Annotated in this window: 10 protein-coding genes; 2 read left to right on the top strand and 8 right to left on the bottom strand. The window is 38.8% G+C overall.

Annotated elements, in window-relative coordinates; genetic code table 11:
* Window positions 1-19: 19 nt before the first annotated feature.
* The 5 genes from I6N96_RS14980 to I6N96_RS15000 all read right to left on the bottom strand — a co-directional run bounded on the left by I6N96_RS14980 (window position 20) and on the right by I6N96_RS15000 (window position 9,356).
* Window positions 20-3,946, bottom strand: coding sequence for a pectate lyase-like adhesive domain-containing protein (locus I6N96_RS14980; protein WP_209558366.1), 3,927 nt, complete (start codon window positions 3,944-3,946; stop codon window positions 20-22).
* A 150-nt stretch (window positions 3,947-4,096) separates the two neighbouring features.
* On the bottom strand, window positions 4,097-4,822 hold the full coding sequence (locus tag I6N96_RS14985; protein ID WP_209558367.1) for a winged helix-turn-helix domain-containing protein: 726 nt from the start codon (window positions 4,820-4,822) through the stop codon (window positions 4,097-4,099).
* A 617-nt stretch (window positions 4,823-5,439) separates the two neighbouring features.
* Window positions 5,440-6,189, bottom strand: coding sequence for a tRNA 2-thiocytidine biosynthesis TtcA family protein (locus I6N96_RS14990; RefSeq protein ID WP_209558368.1), 750 nt, complete (start codon window positions 6,187-6,189; stop codon window positions 5,440-5,442).
* A gap of 106 nt (window positions 6,190-6,295) precedes the next feature.
* Window positions 6,296-8,164, bottom strand: coding sequence for an LTA synthase family protein (locus I6N96_RS14995; protein WP_209558369.1), 1,869 nt, complete (start codon window positions 8,162-8,164; stop codon window positions 6,296-6,298).
* Window positions 8,165-8,462: 298 nt separating this feature from the next.
* Entirely contained in the window at window positions 8,463-9,356 is an 894-nt protein-coding gene (locus tag I6N96_RS15000; RefSeq protein ID WP_209558370.1) for an ABC transporter ATP-binding protein, read from the bottom strand.
* A 182-nt stretch (window positions 9,357-9,538) separates the two neighbouring features.
* Here I6N96_RS15000 and I6N96_RS15005 point away from each other — a divergent pair, with 182 nt between their 5' ends.
* Window positions 9,539-10,237 carry a TIGR00266 family protein gene (locus tag I6N96_RS15005; RefSeq protein ID WP_209558371.1) on the top strand — a complete coding sequence of 233 codons (699 nt, stop codon included), beginning with the start codon at window positions 9,539-9,541 and terminating at the stop codon, window positions 10,235-10,237.
* Between the two features lie 196 nt (window positions 10,238-10,433).
* Here I6N96_RS15005 and I6N96_RS15010 read toward each other — a convergent pair whose 3' ends face one another.
* Together I6N96_RS15010 and I6N96_RS15015 are read right to left on the bottom strand one after the other, a co-directional pair.
* Window positions 10,434-11,348 carry an LCP family protein gene (locus I6N96_RS15010; protein ID WP_209558372.1) on the bottom strand — a complete coding sequence of 305 codons (915 nt, stop codon included), beginning with the start codon at window positions 11,346-11,348 and terminating at the stop codon, window positions 10,434-10,436.
* Window positions 11,349-11,759: 411 nt separating this feature from the next.
* Window positions 11,760-12,176, bottom strand: coding sequence for a hypothetical protein (locus I6N96_RS15015; RefSeq protein WP_209558373.1), 417 nt, complete (start codon window positions 12,174-12,176; stop codon window positions 11,760-11,762).
* 296 nt (window positions 12,177-12,472) lie between these two features.
* On the opposite strand from I6N96_RS15015, the gene I6N96_RS15020 reads away from it, so the two are divergent.
* On the top strand, window positions 12,473-12,943 hold the full coding sequence (locus I6N96_RS15020) for a GNAT family N-acetyltransferase (RefSeq protein ID WP_209558374.1): 471 nt from the start codon (window positions 12,473-12,475) through the stop codon (window positions 12,941-12,943).
* A gap of 197 nt (window positions 12,944-13,140) precedes the next feature.
* Here the strand turns inward: I6N96_RS15020 and I6N96_RS15025 are convergent, their stop codons facing one another.
* Window positions 13,141-14,133, bottom strand: a complete 993-nt coding sequence (locus I6N96_RS15025) for a DUF975 family protein (protein ID WP_209558375.1) — start codon at window positions 14,131-14,133, stop codon at window positions 13,141-13,143.
* Window positions 14,134-14,141: the final 8 nt, after the last annotated feature.

Consider the following 14,141-nt stretch of genomic DNA (forward strand, 5'->3'; position numbering starts at 1 on the left):
TCGTTATACGTCCTCTCTGTTAAAGTGGTGCATCCACTAGTTCCCATGTAATAACGCCCACATAGTCACCAATCGATTGTACAGCACCAATTTTGGTTTCCAGCTTCAAGCCGTCACCGCTCTCTGACCAGCTGTCATTGATTTTGTATACTTCAGTATCAGAATTGGTATTTTTAGCCACTTCTTGCGAACTGGAATCTAATACTACATCTGCGCCGTTATACACATAGATCAATGCATCTGTGACAGTGTCTGTTCCGTTACTCAGGTCACTGGTTATCTTCGCCATCAGCTTCCACTGACTGCGAGTTTTCCGTGTATCCTGAACAGCCAGATCACCAGTCATAGTGGTTGGTTGATTGATTCGTTGAACAGACGTTTTGACTGTCTGAACCCCAAAATCAATCGTTGTTGGTGCTGAAACAAAGGTCAATCCACCATATAATTCTCCACCTGGGAGACCAATTTCATTGGATTCTGCTTCCAGAGAAATGAATGGACCAACAACAGTTCCGCCCTCAACAAAGGTTGCTTCCTGAGGGGAATCCCCTTTGGCATATGCCTTATTCAAAATATCTGTTTCAGAAGCACTGGCAGCTTTTACATTGAATGTTGCAACGACTGTGTGTGATGCTGGAACATTTCCAACATTGATCGTCAACAAACGTGTGTTTTCATCGTATTCAAAGCTGTCAGTATCAACAGTGATCGGTGTACCAGGATCAGTTCCCGGTGTTTCCGATGCATTGTACAAGGTGATTGTGATGCCATGATTGGCTTCATTAAATGACAACCCATCCGGCAACGTATCTTCCAATACAACATTTCCCCAGTCTTTTGAACCGGCTTTTGTATTCACAGCTGTTAGGCTGTATGTCAATGTGTCGCCGACAGATACACTATCACCTGCACTTGATGTCACACCCTTTTGTAACGTAGGTACGGGTATCACATCTGTAACAGTATATTTCTCAACACCTTTGAAGACAGCATCATGGTACGCATAATCGTTGTAAGGATTGATGTTTCCGGTACTGATATTCGTAACCGGTGGTTTGACCAAGCCTGTTTGATCGTATAATACAGGGGTTTCTCCCGGTGCAGAGACTACTTGGGCAGCTGTATATTGCCCAGCAGTATCAGACAGATAAACACTAAGTTCCTTTGTCTTCTCTACATAGTAAGGAAGGTTAAATGACCAGCTTCCGTCGGATTGAACCGTTGTGGTCCCCAATAGAGTACCTGAAGCACTGTCGCCTGAATTATAGTACACATGAACCAAAGCACCACTTTCAGCATTTTCACCTGAAAGGACTTTCGTTGCATTATTCAGATTTTCATCCGTTAGTGCAGTCGGTTCCGGCGGTGTTACATCCAAAACAACTCGTTCTGGAGTTTGCAAATCAGAAGCCGTACTTGTATGCACAACGCTTGAACCTTCGTTCTCCTTTATCCCGCGCCAAGCACTAATAACTTCAATCTTGTATGCGGCAGTAAGAAATTCCCCATTAGGCACATCAATTTTGAAAATACCTGCTCTTTCATCATCACCATATACAGCGATTCCATCGTCATCTTCGCCATCTCCAATAGAAGAACCTACAGCTTCATAATAATCAGCAGGATCACTACTTCGGTATACACGAACACGCACATGTACTTCATCAGTGTAGGCATCACGCATTCCTTCATTTTTACCTTCCGGAACGCTGGCGTGTCCCCAAATGTACTTGTCTGCATTAGTTGGCACACGCAGCTCATCAATGACTGCTGTTTGGTTATTCGCGGTCATCCTTGAGTAAGCGCTGGCTCCTTCAAAAGTGCTGTTGAAATCAGTATTGTTATCTGAAGTCCCCTGTGCAAAATTCACACCTGTCCAAACACTATTGATCATTGTCCAAGATTTACTTGGGTTTCCATCTAGATTAGCGCCTCTTTTCCAGACAGATAAATCTGATCCCGTCATATTAAAGGTTGAACCATTGTTATTCTCGAAGATCACAGCTCCACCAGTCCGGTCATTTCTGAAATCGAAATATTTTGGTTTGTTCATTGTAAAGTTTGTAACATTCGATGAAGAACTAAATACTCCTGAAGTTGCTGAAGCAGTTCTTCCACGAACAACAAAGTACGCCCCTTCATCTACATCCACATCCAAGGTCTGATTGTTACAGTCAATTGTTGCTCCATAGCCTGCACTCATCGATACACTTGAATCTTCATCTAATACTTTGAAATAACTAGTAGCACCAGAAGAACCATTTCTAAACTGAATACCTTGATTGTGACCATTTGAACCGGGATCACGTTGCGTTCCATCTCCAGCTGTAGTCAGATTAAATTCTGAACCACCGGAAACAACAACACCATTATTATCCCTGTACATTCTCAACACAGACTGATTTCCTGTCTTTTTAACTAGATTTATCTTTGAATTATTAGATGCTTCAAAGGTGTTGTTCCCTCGTGTGTAGAATCTAACTACTGCAGCCAATGACCCACCATCGGAATTTTCTGAAATTGCGTTCAATTCACTGTTATCACTAACGATAAATTTCCCGCCCAGACTTTCCATCATGATACATGGAGCACCACTTGACGTAGCCAAGGAGTTGACATTTAAGACAGCTCCATTAGTAACAGAAATCGTAGTAGCTGATGTCCCAGCATCCAGATACATAACACCATCAGTAGAACTTCCACCAGTCGAATATCCATTTAATGTCACTTCAGTTCCTTCACCATCAAATGAAAAATCAGCTAATTGTGTTGCTTGAATCACATTATATGTGCTGCTATTTGTGACCGTGAGTTTTGAATCACCATCTACAGTTACTTGAGAACCTGCTCTAGCCGTAGAATAGAAAATTCGTACAATATTTGCTGTAACATTCGCATTGTCAGTTACCTTTAATGATTTTGCAATAATAAATGTGGTATTACCTGTGTTACTAAGAGTTGTCTCACCACTGATCGTCACATCTGCTTCTACAGCTGAAATCAATGCCGAAGCATTTTCTGTAGTCGCAACATTGTCTAACTCGAGTCCCCAATTGGCGCTGTTAGAGGTAGTACTCGTGAATATTGCTGCTGCGTTTGTTCCCTTTATATCCACATTCACTAACGATATTTTACTCCCTGCTGAAGCAGAGCCTAAGGTTACTGCTCTTGCTGCAAAATTAAGAGTAAATTTCGCAGCCCCGTTTTGACCATTGATCACTTTTGACGTTGTCACTGTTACAGCAGCGCCAAAATCAATATCAGCTTTCAGATTGATCCAATCTACAGTTGGGCTCGTCAATGCAGTTTGCAGCTCTGACCATGAGGTAACATCAACAGGATTTGTTGGCGTAGGCAAGTCAATAGACATAGGACTGATCATCATTCTTGCGGATTGTTGCAAATCAGCTGCAGCTTCTGTTATTTCATCCACTGCTTCTTGATCTACTTCCGGCTCTTCCTCAATCTCTTCCTCCTCTTTTGTTTCAAAAGAGATCGATGAGAGTTCATTCCCAGCAGAGTCAGTAAGCGATACACTCCCTGTTTCTTTAGAAGATTCGTTATCAGGAAGGACAACAAATGTTATTGAAAGTGCATGACCATTACCAGACAAGTCCAATTCTGCTCCTTTTAAATAATCAGAATCATCCACGCTGATTGCTACCTTCTCTTGGTCCGCGTCACTAAGTCCATCTACCAATTGCTCAACATCATAGCTAAATACCTCAGAAAAGTTTAATTTTAATTTTTCTTTTTTAGTGTTGGGGATAGAAAGTTTCACTTGTAAATACCCAGTATCTTTATAATTTGGATCAACAATCTCCAGATTATAATCAGCTTCTGAAGCTTTAATATTCCCAATAGTCAGGTACTTCGAAATCAAAACAATGGATAGAATAAGTGTGACAGCAACCCAAGCAATGCGATTCTTTTTAATTATTCTCATATTTCTCCTCCTTTCCTCAAAAATGGTGTGTTTCTAACTATATAGAAGCACTTTATTTCAATTTCCACCGAAAAAGGAGATCATTAGATTTCATATTGTGTTTTGACCTCGCCGTTTCATTTAGAAATGAAATACTGATTAAGGTAAAAACTATGAATCTTCAGCAGAAGAATCCCACAAATCCAACATGTATCCTTTAGATCGAACGGTACGAATGGATATTGGGCTGACAGAGTTAGCCTCTATCTTTTCTCTCAGATGGAAAACCAGATTTGCTACACGATAATTCTGGTTAGTAAACTTTTCTTTCCATATTACTTCGAACAACTCTTTGTAAGTAACTGTATTGTTCTTGTTTTCATAAAGAAGCTCCAGCGTCTTGTATTCAAGTTTGGTTAACGGAATTTCTTTTTTACCCTGAATTTTTACACTGTGGTTTCTTGGGATAAGCTTTAATTTTTCGACCTCATCTGTACTTGCATCTACATCACAAGGCACATCTGCTCGGTCTTCCTCAATTCCTTTTTTCTTGCTTAAGCTATTTGAAATGATTAGTTGCAGCTCAGCTTCTTCGCAATCATCAGAGATGATCCCCAAAGCCCCTAACTGCAAATACACAGTTCGCATAATTTTTTGAGAGCTGGAAGAAAACACCCATACATAAGCATCCGAATTTTCTTTAAGCTTCAACAGGATACTGCAGGTTTGTGCAGTGTCCACGGCAGCATTCTCATGAATGATCACTGCATCAAGCTCTGATATTTTCTGTTCAAAATCATCCATTGTCAAAGGAACTACATTGATATCGTTTTTTTGAAGTTCATCTGAATAAGATTTATCAAGCTCTATTGATAAGTTGATAATACCTGCCTTCATAAATAACTCCCCTTTCTTACCTCATTCATTATTTCATTCTTTTACCATTTAATTTTATTATTCTAATGTTTTTCATAACTTCTCAGGAGTTCCGAATCCGTCAAATTAAAACATTTTTATTTTTTATACTTTTTTCTTAACAAAATTATTCTAAAACAAATATACAAATAAGTCCATAGCTCATTTTTTCTTTTTTTTATTAAAAATTCGATTTTCGTGAGAAAAAAGAAAGATTTTATTTATTTTTTGACGTGGAAGGAAATAGCGAAAACAACCAAAACACCAATAAAATCAAGGTTTAAGTCTGATTTTTGAATTGTTAATTTTTCGAATAAAAAATATTTTTTTCATGAAATAACCTTCTAACATTAAAGGAACATAAGCCATAAACTAAGTCGTTTTTCGAAAAAAAGAGGGATCAAACCCCAATAATCAGCCAAGCATTCTACTAAAGATATACAAATTAAAGATATTTTTTTTATCATCGAAACACTTTTTTTATATAAAATAAGTTTAGTTTTCTAAACAATTGTCTTCATATAAAAAAAGTCATAGCATATACGAATCAGAATGATTCACATATGCTATGACTCTTTTAATTAATGATTTTGGTGGTTCTATTTACTAATACTTTTTTGCCAGAAGTCTTCATTTGTCCCCTGTTCCATCCCCATGACAAACTTCTCACGAATATCAGGATAGCTTTGGGACAGGCTGGAAACCAGTTGTTTGATTTCTTCTCGCTTTGTTTTCTTATCTACCGGGCAAGGATTGAAAATTACCGGAAGCTCTTCTCGCTTCACAAGTCGAATAATGTCTCTTTCCTGAAGATAGATCAATGGACGAATAAGAGATATCTCTGTCTTCGTCAGATAGCTGATTGGCTCAAAGCTTGACATTTTCCCATGAAAAAGAAAGTTCATAAAATAAGTTTCTATCGCATCATCTAAATGGTGTCCTAATGCTACTTTGCTGCAGCCCATATCCTTGGCGTGTTTATATAGGATACCCCTTCTCAGCTTTGCACAGAGGGAACACGGCGATCTTTCTTCTCGAATATCAAAGACGACCTCTGCAATGTTTGTCGGAACAACCTCCAGCTCATAGCCCAACGCTTCAACAAAATCCTTCATTGGTTGAATATCCATATCAAAGCCCATATCAAGCGAAATCGGCACAATATCAAAGGAAAAGCCCAAGCGCTCCTGCCTGCGAATCAAATCCAAAAAGTAAAGCAGACTAGTGCTGTCTTTGCCTCCGCTCATACCAATGGCTACCTTATCCCCCGGCTCAATCATCTGATGAGACAAAACTGCTCGACGGATTGGATTGTAATACAATTGATTATCTTTTTTCTTAAACCCCATGACTTAAGCTCCTCCAAAATAAACCCACTATTATAATAATAAACTGCACCCACAGCAGTATTTTTAGCCTTTTAAAACATAAAAACTATCTTCCAGTTTTAGCGTCCTATTCTGATTCATCAGCAGTATTATAGAAACTCGTCTTCAGACTATATTGTTCACCTGAAACGATGTCATATTGTATCAACTGGTATGCCTCATAATATTCTTCCTGCGCTTTTGTCAGCGTCAGTTCTTTTTTCCATTCCCCGTTTTCGAGATAAAAGCCTTTTTCAAATGCAGGAAGCTCTTGCTGAACATTCAACAGTAACTGATAAAAACCACTCGTCTGCAAACCGCTTTGATCGAGTAACGACGGTGCGAAGTAAAAAGGACTCGTTGTCACATCTTGTTCTTCTTTTCCAGTCAGCTTTCCAGCAGTATCATACATCAGGAATTCGGTTTTATGCATGGCAACTTCATCGTTTGCCTCCTTTATTTCATCAGAATAAATACTTGGCAGGTGGTCACCCCAGAAAACAACTAATGTTCGTCGATCCAACTGATTCAATTCAGAAATAAAATCTCTCAACGCTTCACTACTATAAGCAATATCCTGCATGTAGCTGTCGATAGCTTTCTTATTTCCTTCACTTTGAGAAGAATAGTTCAAGGTAGTGTATTTGTCGCTGTACGGCATATGTGTCTGCATTGTCACTAGATGAACAAATTGCGGCGTCTCGTCTGTATTCAGTAAATCCATGACCTCCTGATAGGCAGCAGCATCAGAAATATAGGGATTATTTTCTATCTTGTCTGTATGCGTCATGGTATCTTCATAGAGAAACTCGTCGAAGCCCAATAGCTCATAAACGTCCTTTCGTTTGTACATGGATGTATTATACGGATGGATCGCAGTTGCCTGATAATCTTCTGCCTTCAGCATTGAGACAATAGAAGGAACCTCTTCCAGTTTAGGTAGAAGCATGGTATAAGGTGTTGTCATCTGAGCATTGAAAAGCTCCATAGACATACTAGTCAGGGCTTCAAACTCAATATTTGCAGTACCACCCCCATAATTTTGTGACAGCATCTGGCCGCTGTATGTCTCTTCAGCAATTTTCTGGTAGTCCTCCAAAGGATTTTTGTCTGCAGTAACGCCTTTTAGTGCTAGAGGATTCGAAAAGCTCTCGCTCATCACAAAAATAATATTCGGCTGCTCCTGATCTGCTTCTTTATTTTTTTCATCAGCCAATTCAGTATACTCAGCTGTGATTTCTTCGATTCGTTCCTTTGAATAATCTGCCGGCTCTTCCATCGCAACGACCTTCAAATTATAGAGAAACCCGCCAATGAACCCCGTATTATAATAGTTCATTTTTTGACTGTATGGAATCCATAGCGCCGTTTTATTATACGCTTTTCTCAATAAATTATTTGGATTGTTGAAATCGCTGATGTAAAACAGCAAACCTATAGAACAGACAAGTAAAACACCACGAATGATTTGCTGTTTTTTCGGTTTAAAAATGCTTCTATATAATGCATATCCAAATGCCCCAATTCCAGCCAATGCAATCACGATCACCAGAATAAAAGGACCGGTTCCCACCATTTCCCTTAGCAAGCCAAACTCAGTGATCATCTTCAAATCATCCGGATAGATCGGCTCCGTCCGGTAAAACATCTTTTGGTAATCCGCAAAACCAAGTACGCCAATGATGATTGCATACATCAGACTCCCAATAGCGATTGAGCCGGACAACGTAACTAGAAACAAAAGAAAGACGGCCAATACCAAACAGCCTAAAAAGAATTTCTCTGTATGCCACGAAAAGGCAAAATTACGCGCTAGATCAACAGATAGATTATTTTGACACCATTGCAGATATAGATTGCTGAATATAACTAGGATAATCAAAAATAGTGCAATCAAAAGCCAATTTATCTTTTTTTCCTTCAAATATGTATTTAATCGTTTAAAATAATCCTTCACGTTTATGCTCCCTCTTCCAATAAATGAGTACCTTACTATTTTATGTGTTGGCTGATAAAAAGTAAACTCTTTATTCCGCCCAAGACTCACCTGACCTCCTATTGATTTCTTCAATGAAAAACCACTGTTTGCCTCAAGCTGCCAAAGCCCCTTGTATGCCTCCAGTGGTTGGATGTCTTCTATGGTCGTTCTTATTTTGTCAGTTGTTACTCCTAGCTGTCAGTATATGGAAGAATATAGTCAGCAGCTGATGTTCTCAGCGAATAGATCAACAGGCTGATCTCAACTCTGTCCTTGTTCAGCTCACACATTGCGTCCTCACAAACAAGTCAACATAGATGGTATCCAATGTTTCCTTCGCCATTCGCTGATCAAAAATCATCAGCTCCTGTTCCAGACAAAATTCTTTAAACGCTAAAAACTGCTCGGAGATAAACGTTCCTTTGATTTTATACGGAGAACAGATTTGATAAGGGACATCGATTTTTTCTAAGAAGTTTGCAGCGAGCTCCTGTTTCGAAAGTACAAACTCGTATTCCGCCTCGTCTACTTTTATATCCTCATTCAAAATCAGTCTTCCTTCATGTAGAAATAGAATTGTATTTGCGATTTTTTCAATCTCATCCAAATTAGAAGAGGACAAAATAACCGTCACACCTCTTCTGTATAGCCTGTCAATTATTCCACTTATCTGCTCCATATCGACCGGATCAAGATCATTAAACGGGTCGTCCATCAATAACAGCTTAGGATCATTCATTAAGGCAACACCCAACAAAAGATGCTGCTTCATCACCAAAGAATAATTTCTAACCTTTTCATCCATATAATCAGTCATTCCCAGTTCTTCTACAAGCCGGATCATCTCTTCCTTCGTCTTTCTATGTTCCTGACGAATAAATTCCATGTGATCCCACCCAGTCAGCTGTTGATACAAGATGGAGGGATCTTGAAGATAGGACAAATCAGCAAATATCTGATAATCCATAGCTGATCGACCACATACAATGATTTCTCCTCTGTCCGGCGCCTCGATACCTGCAATCAAATGCAGCAACGTGGTTTTTCCAGATCCATTTGGCGCAACCAACGCGATAACCTGCGGCCTTTCAACCAAAAGATCGATATCCTCTAAAACCTGCTCTTGATCATAGCTTTTAGCAACATCCGTTATTTTTAATAGTTCGTTCATTTTTTCCCACTCCCAGCCTTCGTACATTTCCCAACTTTCCATCTTTAGTCTATCTGTAATCTGTTGCAGAAATGTGAAATTTGAAACTTAAATTTCGAAATTTCTTTGAATTATCTGAGAATAAAGTTATAATTAAAACGTGTTATACATTCTAACTATTTACCTTAAAGAGGGGGAGAAAAATGAATTATAAAATGACAGAAAATACGCTATTTCCTTTAGTTGAGGTTTCACTAAGAAATGGTGAGATGATCCAACTTGAACGAGGAGCAATGGTTTACCATAATGGGCAAATCAATCTTGAAGGAAAAATGAACAGCAATGGTAAATCCGGCCTTGGCGGTGCTCTACGCGCAATGGGTCGTTCAATGACTAGTGGAGAGAGCTTCTTTATTACACAAGCGACAGGCTTAAGTGACGATTCTTTTATCGCACTAGCACCAGGTACTCCTGGAGCGATCAAGGAACTTGAAGTCGGTATAGAACACTGGCGCTTAAATGATGGCGCATTTCTTGCCTGCGACTCTACAGTCTCTTATGAAATGAAGCGTCAAAAAGTAAGTACTTCTCTATTTGGTGGTACAGGTGGATTCTTCGTGATGGAGACTACCGGAAAAGGAACATTGTTAGTCAATGCCTACGGAGATATCGTAGAACTTCAGCTTGACGGCAATCGACCATTTATCATCGACAACCAGCACGTAGTAGCTTGGACAGAATCTCTGGATTACAACATCAAGGTTGCTTCCGGCATCTTCGGCTTTACTACTGGCGAAGGCTTAGTCAATGAATTCCATGGTAGAGGAACTGTTCTGATTCAAACAAGAAACGTTGAAGCATTAGCAGGAATGGTTGCACCATTTATTGCTACAGGAAAATAAAGACACAAGCAAAAAAAGCAATCAGATTCGTCTGATTGCTTTTTTATTTGTCTGCTTATAAATAATGCACATGAGAGTGGGAAAATAATCAATCCCTGCTCTTTTCTTTGCCCTAAAACCGGATAAACGGTGCACCAACCTTTGTGTGTGTCACCTGGAGCTGAATCCCTTTGTCACACCTTTGATCAACGCTGCCTTATTCAGCAAGAAAATCGTTGATTGCTGCTGCATTTGCTGCTTCATCAATCTCGATCACACTGCCGGCAGATGTATTATCATTGAAATCCCAGCTGCCTTCCACAGGAACAGAAAGAGTTTCAAGCTCCTTAACGCTGCCTGTCAGAAAATCCTTTGCCAAATCAATAATTAAATCCGTTGGCATATTCGTATCTAGTTTACCGATTGCTTCACCGGCAACCTTAGGCAGCTTTAGAATAGGAATCAGATTTTTTGATTGATTTGCTAAAGCATTCATTACTTGCTGCTGTCTGCGTACTCGACCAAAGTCCCCTTCTTCATCCATTCTAAAACGAGCGTACTGCAGCAGACTTTCGCCATTCAGTGTCTGCTCACCTTCGTAGATGTCAATACCATCCAGATTTATATCCTTTTCAACATCAATGCTGACGCCATCAGGATAGAGCTCATCCACTAAATCGCTAAACTGACTGAAATCGATGATTGCATAGTAGTTGATTGGCAAATCAAAGCTCTCATTCAATACTTTTTTAGTCAGCTTCGCACCACCATAAGCATATGCTGAATTGATTTTCCCAAGTCCATATCCGGGAATATCAACAAAGCTATCCCTCATAATAGATATCAGCTTCGGCTGCTTCGTTTTGCTGTCATAGTGTGCGACCATCAATGTATCTGAGCGTCCGCCGTCTCCATCATCGTCTCTTGTATCTGTCCCAATCAGCAATACATTCACTTCCTGCTCATTGGTCTGGTCGTCTCCGCTGAAATCCTTGTTTTTAGTCACTACAGTTTTGGCTTCTACATTTTCTTTTGCACTGAAAAACGTAAGTGCTGCGTAACAGCCTAAAGCATCCAATACAAAAATAATAGACAATAGAACGATAATTCCTGTTTTAGCTGTTTTTTTCATTGGTTTGGTTAAGTCCTTTCATCAACCATAGTCAGCTGGTAAGCTCATTTTTTCCGTCCTTACAGATGGACATACTTATAAACTGAACTGTCTATGTCTTTTTTAACTTCCTTAGGCACACTCCGGCATATAGATATATACAAGCCGACTCTTCTTTAGAATAGACGGTGCCTCAACCTTTTTACCAACAACAATTAATCCATTCTTACTATACCTATATCAAAAAATGAAGTCAACAAAAGATATGTTAAGATTTTTCCTAGATTCGTATTCACTTTTCAAACAGCTTTTATATAGCTAACTAAAAGAATATCAGGAAATGTAAAAAACAAGAAATATAATCTCTCATAGTCGAAATAAGCGATGGAGAAAATCACACCCTATTCATTCATTGATTCTTCAACTGTTTTTTTATTCATTTGATTCGTTTTTTATAGCAGCTTCCCCATTATTTTTCAAATTAAAGAAAATCAATAGATACCCGCAAACAATCAATACTACCAATAGCCAGCCGAACCAACTTTGAAAATAATTTAAAATGACATAATAAACAATCAGCAGACTTCCGCCAAAAAACAGACTGGAGAAAAATGCTCTTAGGCCGCTTTTTTCTGAGAAAAGTGCAAGCACGCCAAAAACTGCCGTAATAATCGGCATATAGGCGACTAGATAAATAAGTTGAAACCCAGTGTCTGCTCCTTTAGCTAAGTCATAGGCAAAGGTCAACGGATAATAAAGCATAACGTTTATCAAAATTTCAGTAACCAGAAACAAGATCATACGCGGCTGCTTCAGTTTATTTTTCAATGCTTCAGTATTTTTTTTCATTCGATTATCTCCTAACTCAATCAGTTTTTCTATATATGAATCCAATCAAAGAAACGACAATTGCTTCATATTCCTTTGTTTTACATTTTGAACAAAGGTCACTTTTCCGTGTGATGAATCTTTAATAAGTTTCATAAGACCATCAATAGTGTCAGAAGGTACTCTTCTACTTTTTTACACATGAAATCATTATAGCACTTAACCATCATAAAGTTTGTGACCTTTTCTTGAAAACTATTTTTTCAGTCACCCTTACGTTATACTATTTGTAATGGAAATAAAAAGGGCGTGTATAGATGAAGACGAGGATACAATTAATGACACAAGACTCAGCTGTAGCCATTGCAGATACTTGGAATTATGAAGGGATTTATTCCTTTTACGATGCGGCTGCAGATGAAGAAGACTACCAAGAGCTGATTGATCCTGCTCAGCGAAAGAGCAACTATTATGAAGTTCTGAAAAACAATGAATTATTCGGCTATTTAGTCATTATTCCCAAAGATACCAACATCGTTGAACTCGGACTGGGACTTAGGCCAGATTTGACTGGCAGAGGCTTAGGTCAGGCTTTTATTGAAGAAGCGCTGCAGTTCTTGATGACTTCTTTTCCCATAGTGACTCATGTTGAATTGTCTGTCGCCGCATTCAACAAGCGAGCATTCAAGGTTTATCAAGCTGTTGGATTTAGCGAAGGAGAACACTTTTTACAAGCTACAAATGGAGGAAGCTACGATTTCATCAAAATGAGTAAGAAGATAAAGTAGCTTTTTTACAAAAAAGAGGCTGAGACAGAAGTGTTTAGCTACAAGCAATAAGCCGGAATTCACGAAAATTGTTTCACAAATTTTTGTTGAATTCCGGCTTATTGTCGTAGGAGCTACTTCTGACTCGCCGTTTATTCGGATTTAGGGTATGGAAAAGAGTGGCAACAGATTATTGTCCCACTCTCTTTTCTATAGTATTAGAAATCTGTAAATCCAGCCTCCAGCTCATCATTGAACAGGTGGCGTTTTTCCTCAATGATTTGATCGAAAAACAGTGCTTCAGATACAGTATAGTAAGGAATCACATGGAACAAAGCGATTCCACCGCTGAAAAACGATGCAAAATACCAAAGTACGAAGGAGCATGTAAACATAAAGTATTCCATTTTATAGCCCTTCATCAGATTCATACTTAATGCAATCGCCTGTTTCGGTGTCAAGCTTTCATCTTTTCTCATCAAGTAATTAGTCATGCTGTATGAAATCTGCTTGATGATCCCAGGAATTCCAAGTAACAATGACCATAAGAATGTGTACAATGCTACAAGTAAATTAGCCGTTATTGCCCGCTGACCATTTTCTTTAAAGAACTTTGTAAAGGTCAATCTTAGGTTGAAGGGTACACCCTCAATGTTATCAATCGCAGCCCATTTAATCATCCCTTGATAAAGAGTAGCTATAACTGTTATCAACAGCGAAATAAACAACCATAAAAAGCTGAATGTTCTTGTTCTCATCGTGTAACCATCATATTGATATGTGTTCATTCTTGCAGTATTGCTGACTAAAGAAACAGTCGCTGCTTTAGTTCCTAATGAGTGATTCAGATTATGCCCTTCGTCCTCAGGCTCTTGGTCTCTAAAATAACCGCCGTCATCATCATAGTCATAATAAGCATCATCATAACCATCCACATAACCATCATCGTAGCCGTCATTATACCCATCCATATAATCACCGTCATAATAGTTTCCATCAGAATCTGTATCATCCTGCCATGAACGATAAACGTTGTTATTATCCTCATAATCATAGTAATAGTTGTTACTCGAGCCTACACTGATTCCCACAAAAGCAATAAAAGAATAGATAGCCATAATAATAAATGGAATCATAACTAAGGTACTCCAGTGTCCGTAGTTCCTATGCAGCAGTCGCTGTGCCTTTTTCTTTATTTCACTTCTAATCATTTTATTTT

The organism is Enterococcus larvae (genome assembly GCF_017830045.1).
Lineage (GTDB): Bacteria > Bacillota > Bacilli > Lactobacillales > Enterococcaceae > Enterococcus_L > Enterococcus_L larvae.

Bases quoted from the DNA above. Each gene is read 5' to 3' on its own strand.
- I6N96_RS14980 (WP_209558366.1), bottom strand. From the start codon at position 3,946: ATGAGAATAATTAAAAAGAATCGCATTGCTTGGGTTGCTGTCACACTT.
- I6N96_RS14985 (WP_209558367.1), bottom strand. From the start codon at position 4,822: ATGAAGGCAGGTATTATCAACTTATCAATAGAGCTTGATAAATCTTAT.
- I6N96_RS14990 (WP_209558368.1), bottom strand. From the start codon at position 6,189: ATGGGGTTTAAGAAAAAAGATAATCAATTGTATTACAATCCAATCCGT.
- I6N96_RS15000 (WP_209558370.1), bottom strand. From the start codon at position 9,356: ATGAACGAACTATTAAAAATAACGGATGTTGCTAAAAGCTATGATCAA.
- I6N96_RS15005 (WP_209558371.1), top strand. From the start codon at position 9,539: ATGAATTATAAAATGACAGAAAATACGCTATTTCCTTTAGTTGAGGTT.
- I6N96_RS15010 (WP_209558372.1), bottom strand. From the start codon at position 11,348: ATGAAAAAAACAGCTAAAACAGGAATTATCGTTCTATTGTCTATTATT.
- I6N96_RS15015 (WP_209558373.1), bottom strand. From the start codon at position 12,176: ATGAAAAAAAATACTGAAGCATTGAAAAATAAACTGAAGCAGCCGCGT.
- I6N96_RS15020 (WP_209558374.1), top strand. From the start codon at position 12,473: ATGAAGACGAGGATACAATTAATGACACAAGACTCAGCTGTAGCCATT.
- I6N96_RS15025 (WP_209558375.1), bottom strand. From the start codon at position 14,133: ATGATTAGAAGTGAAATAAAGAAAAAGGCACAGCGACTGCTGCATAGG.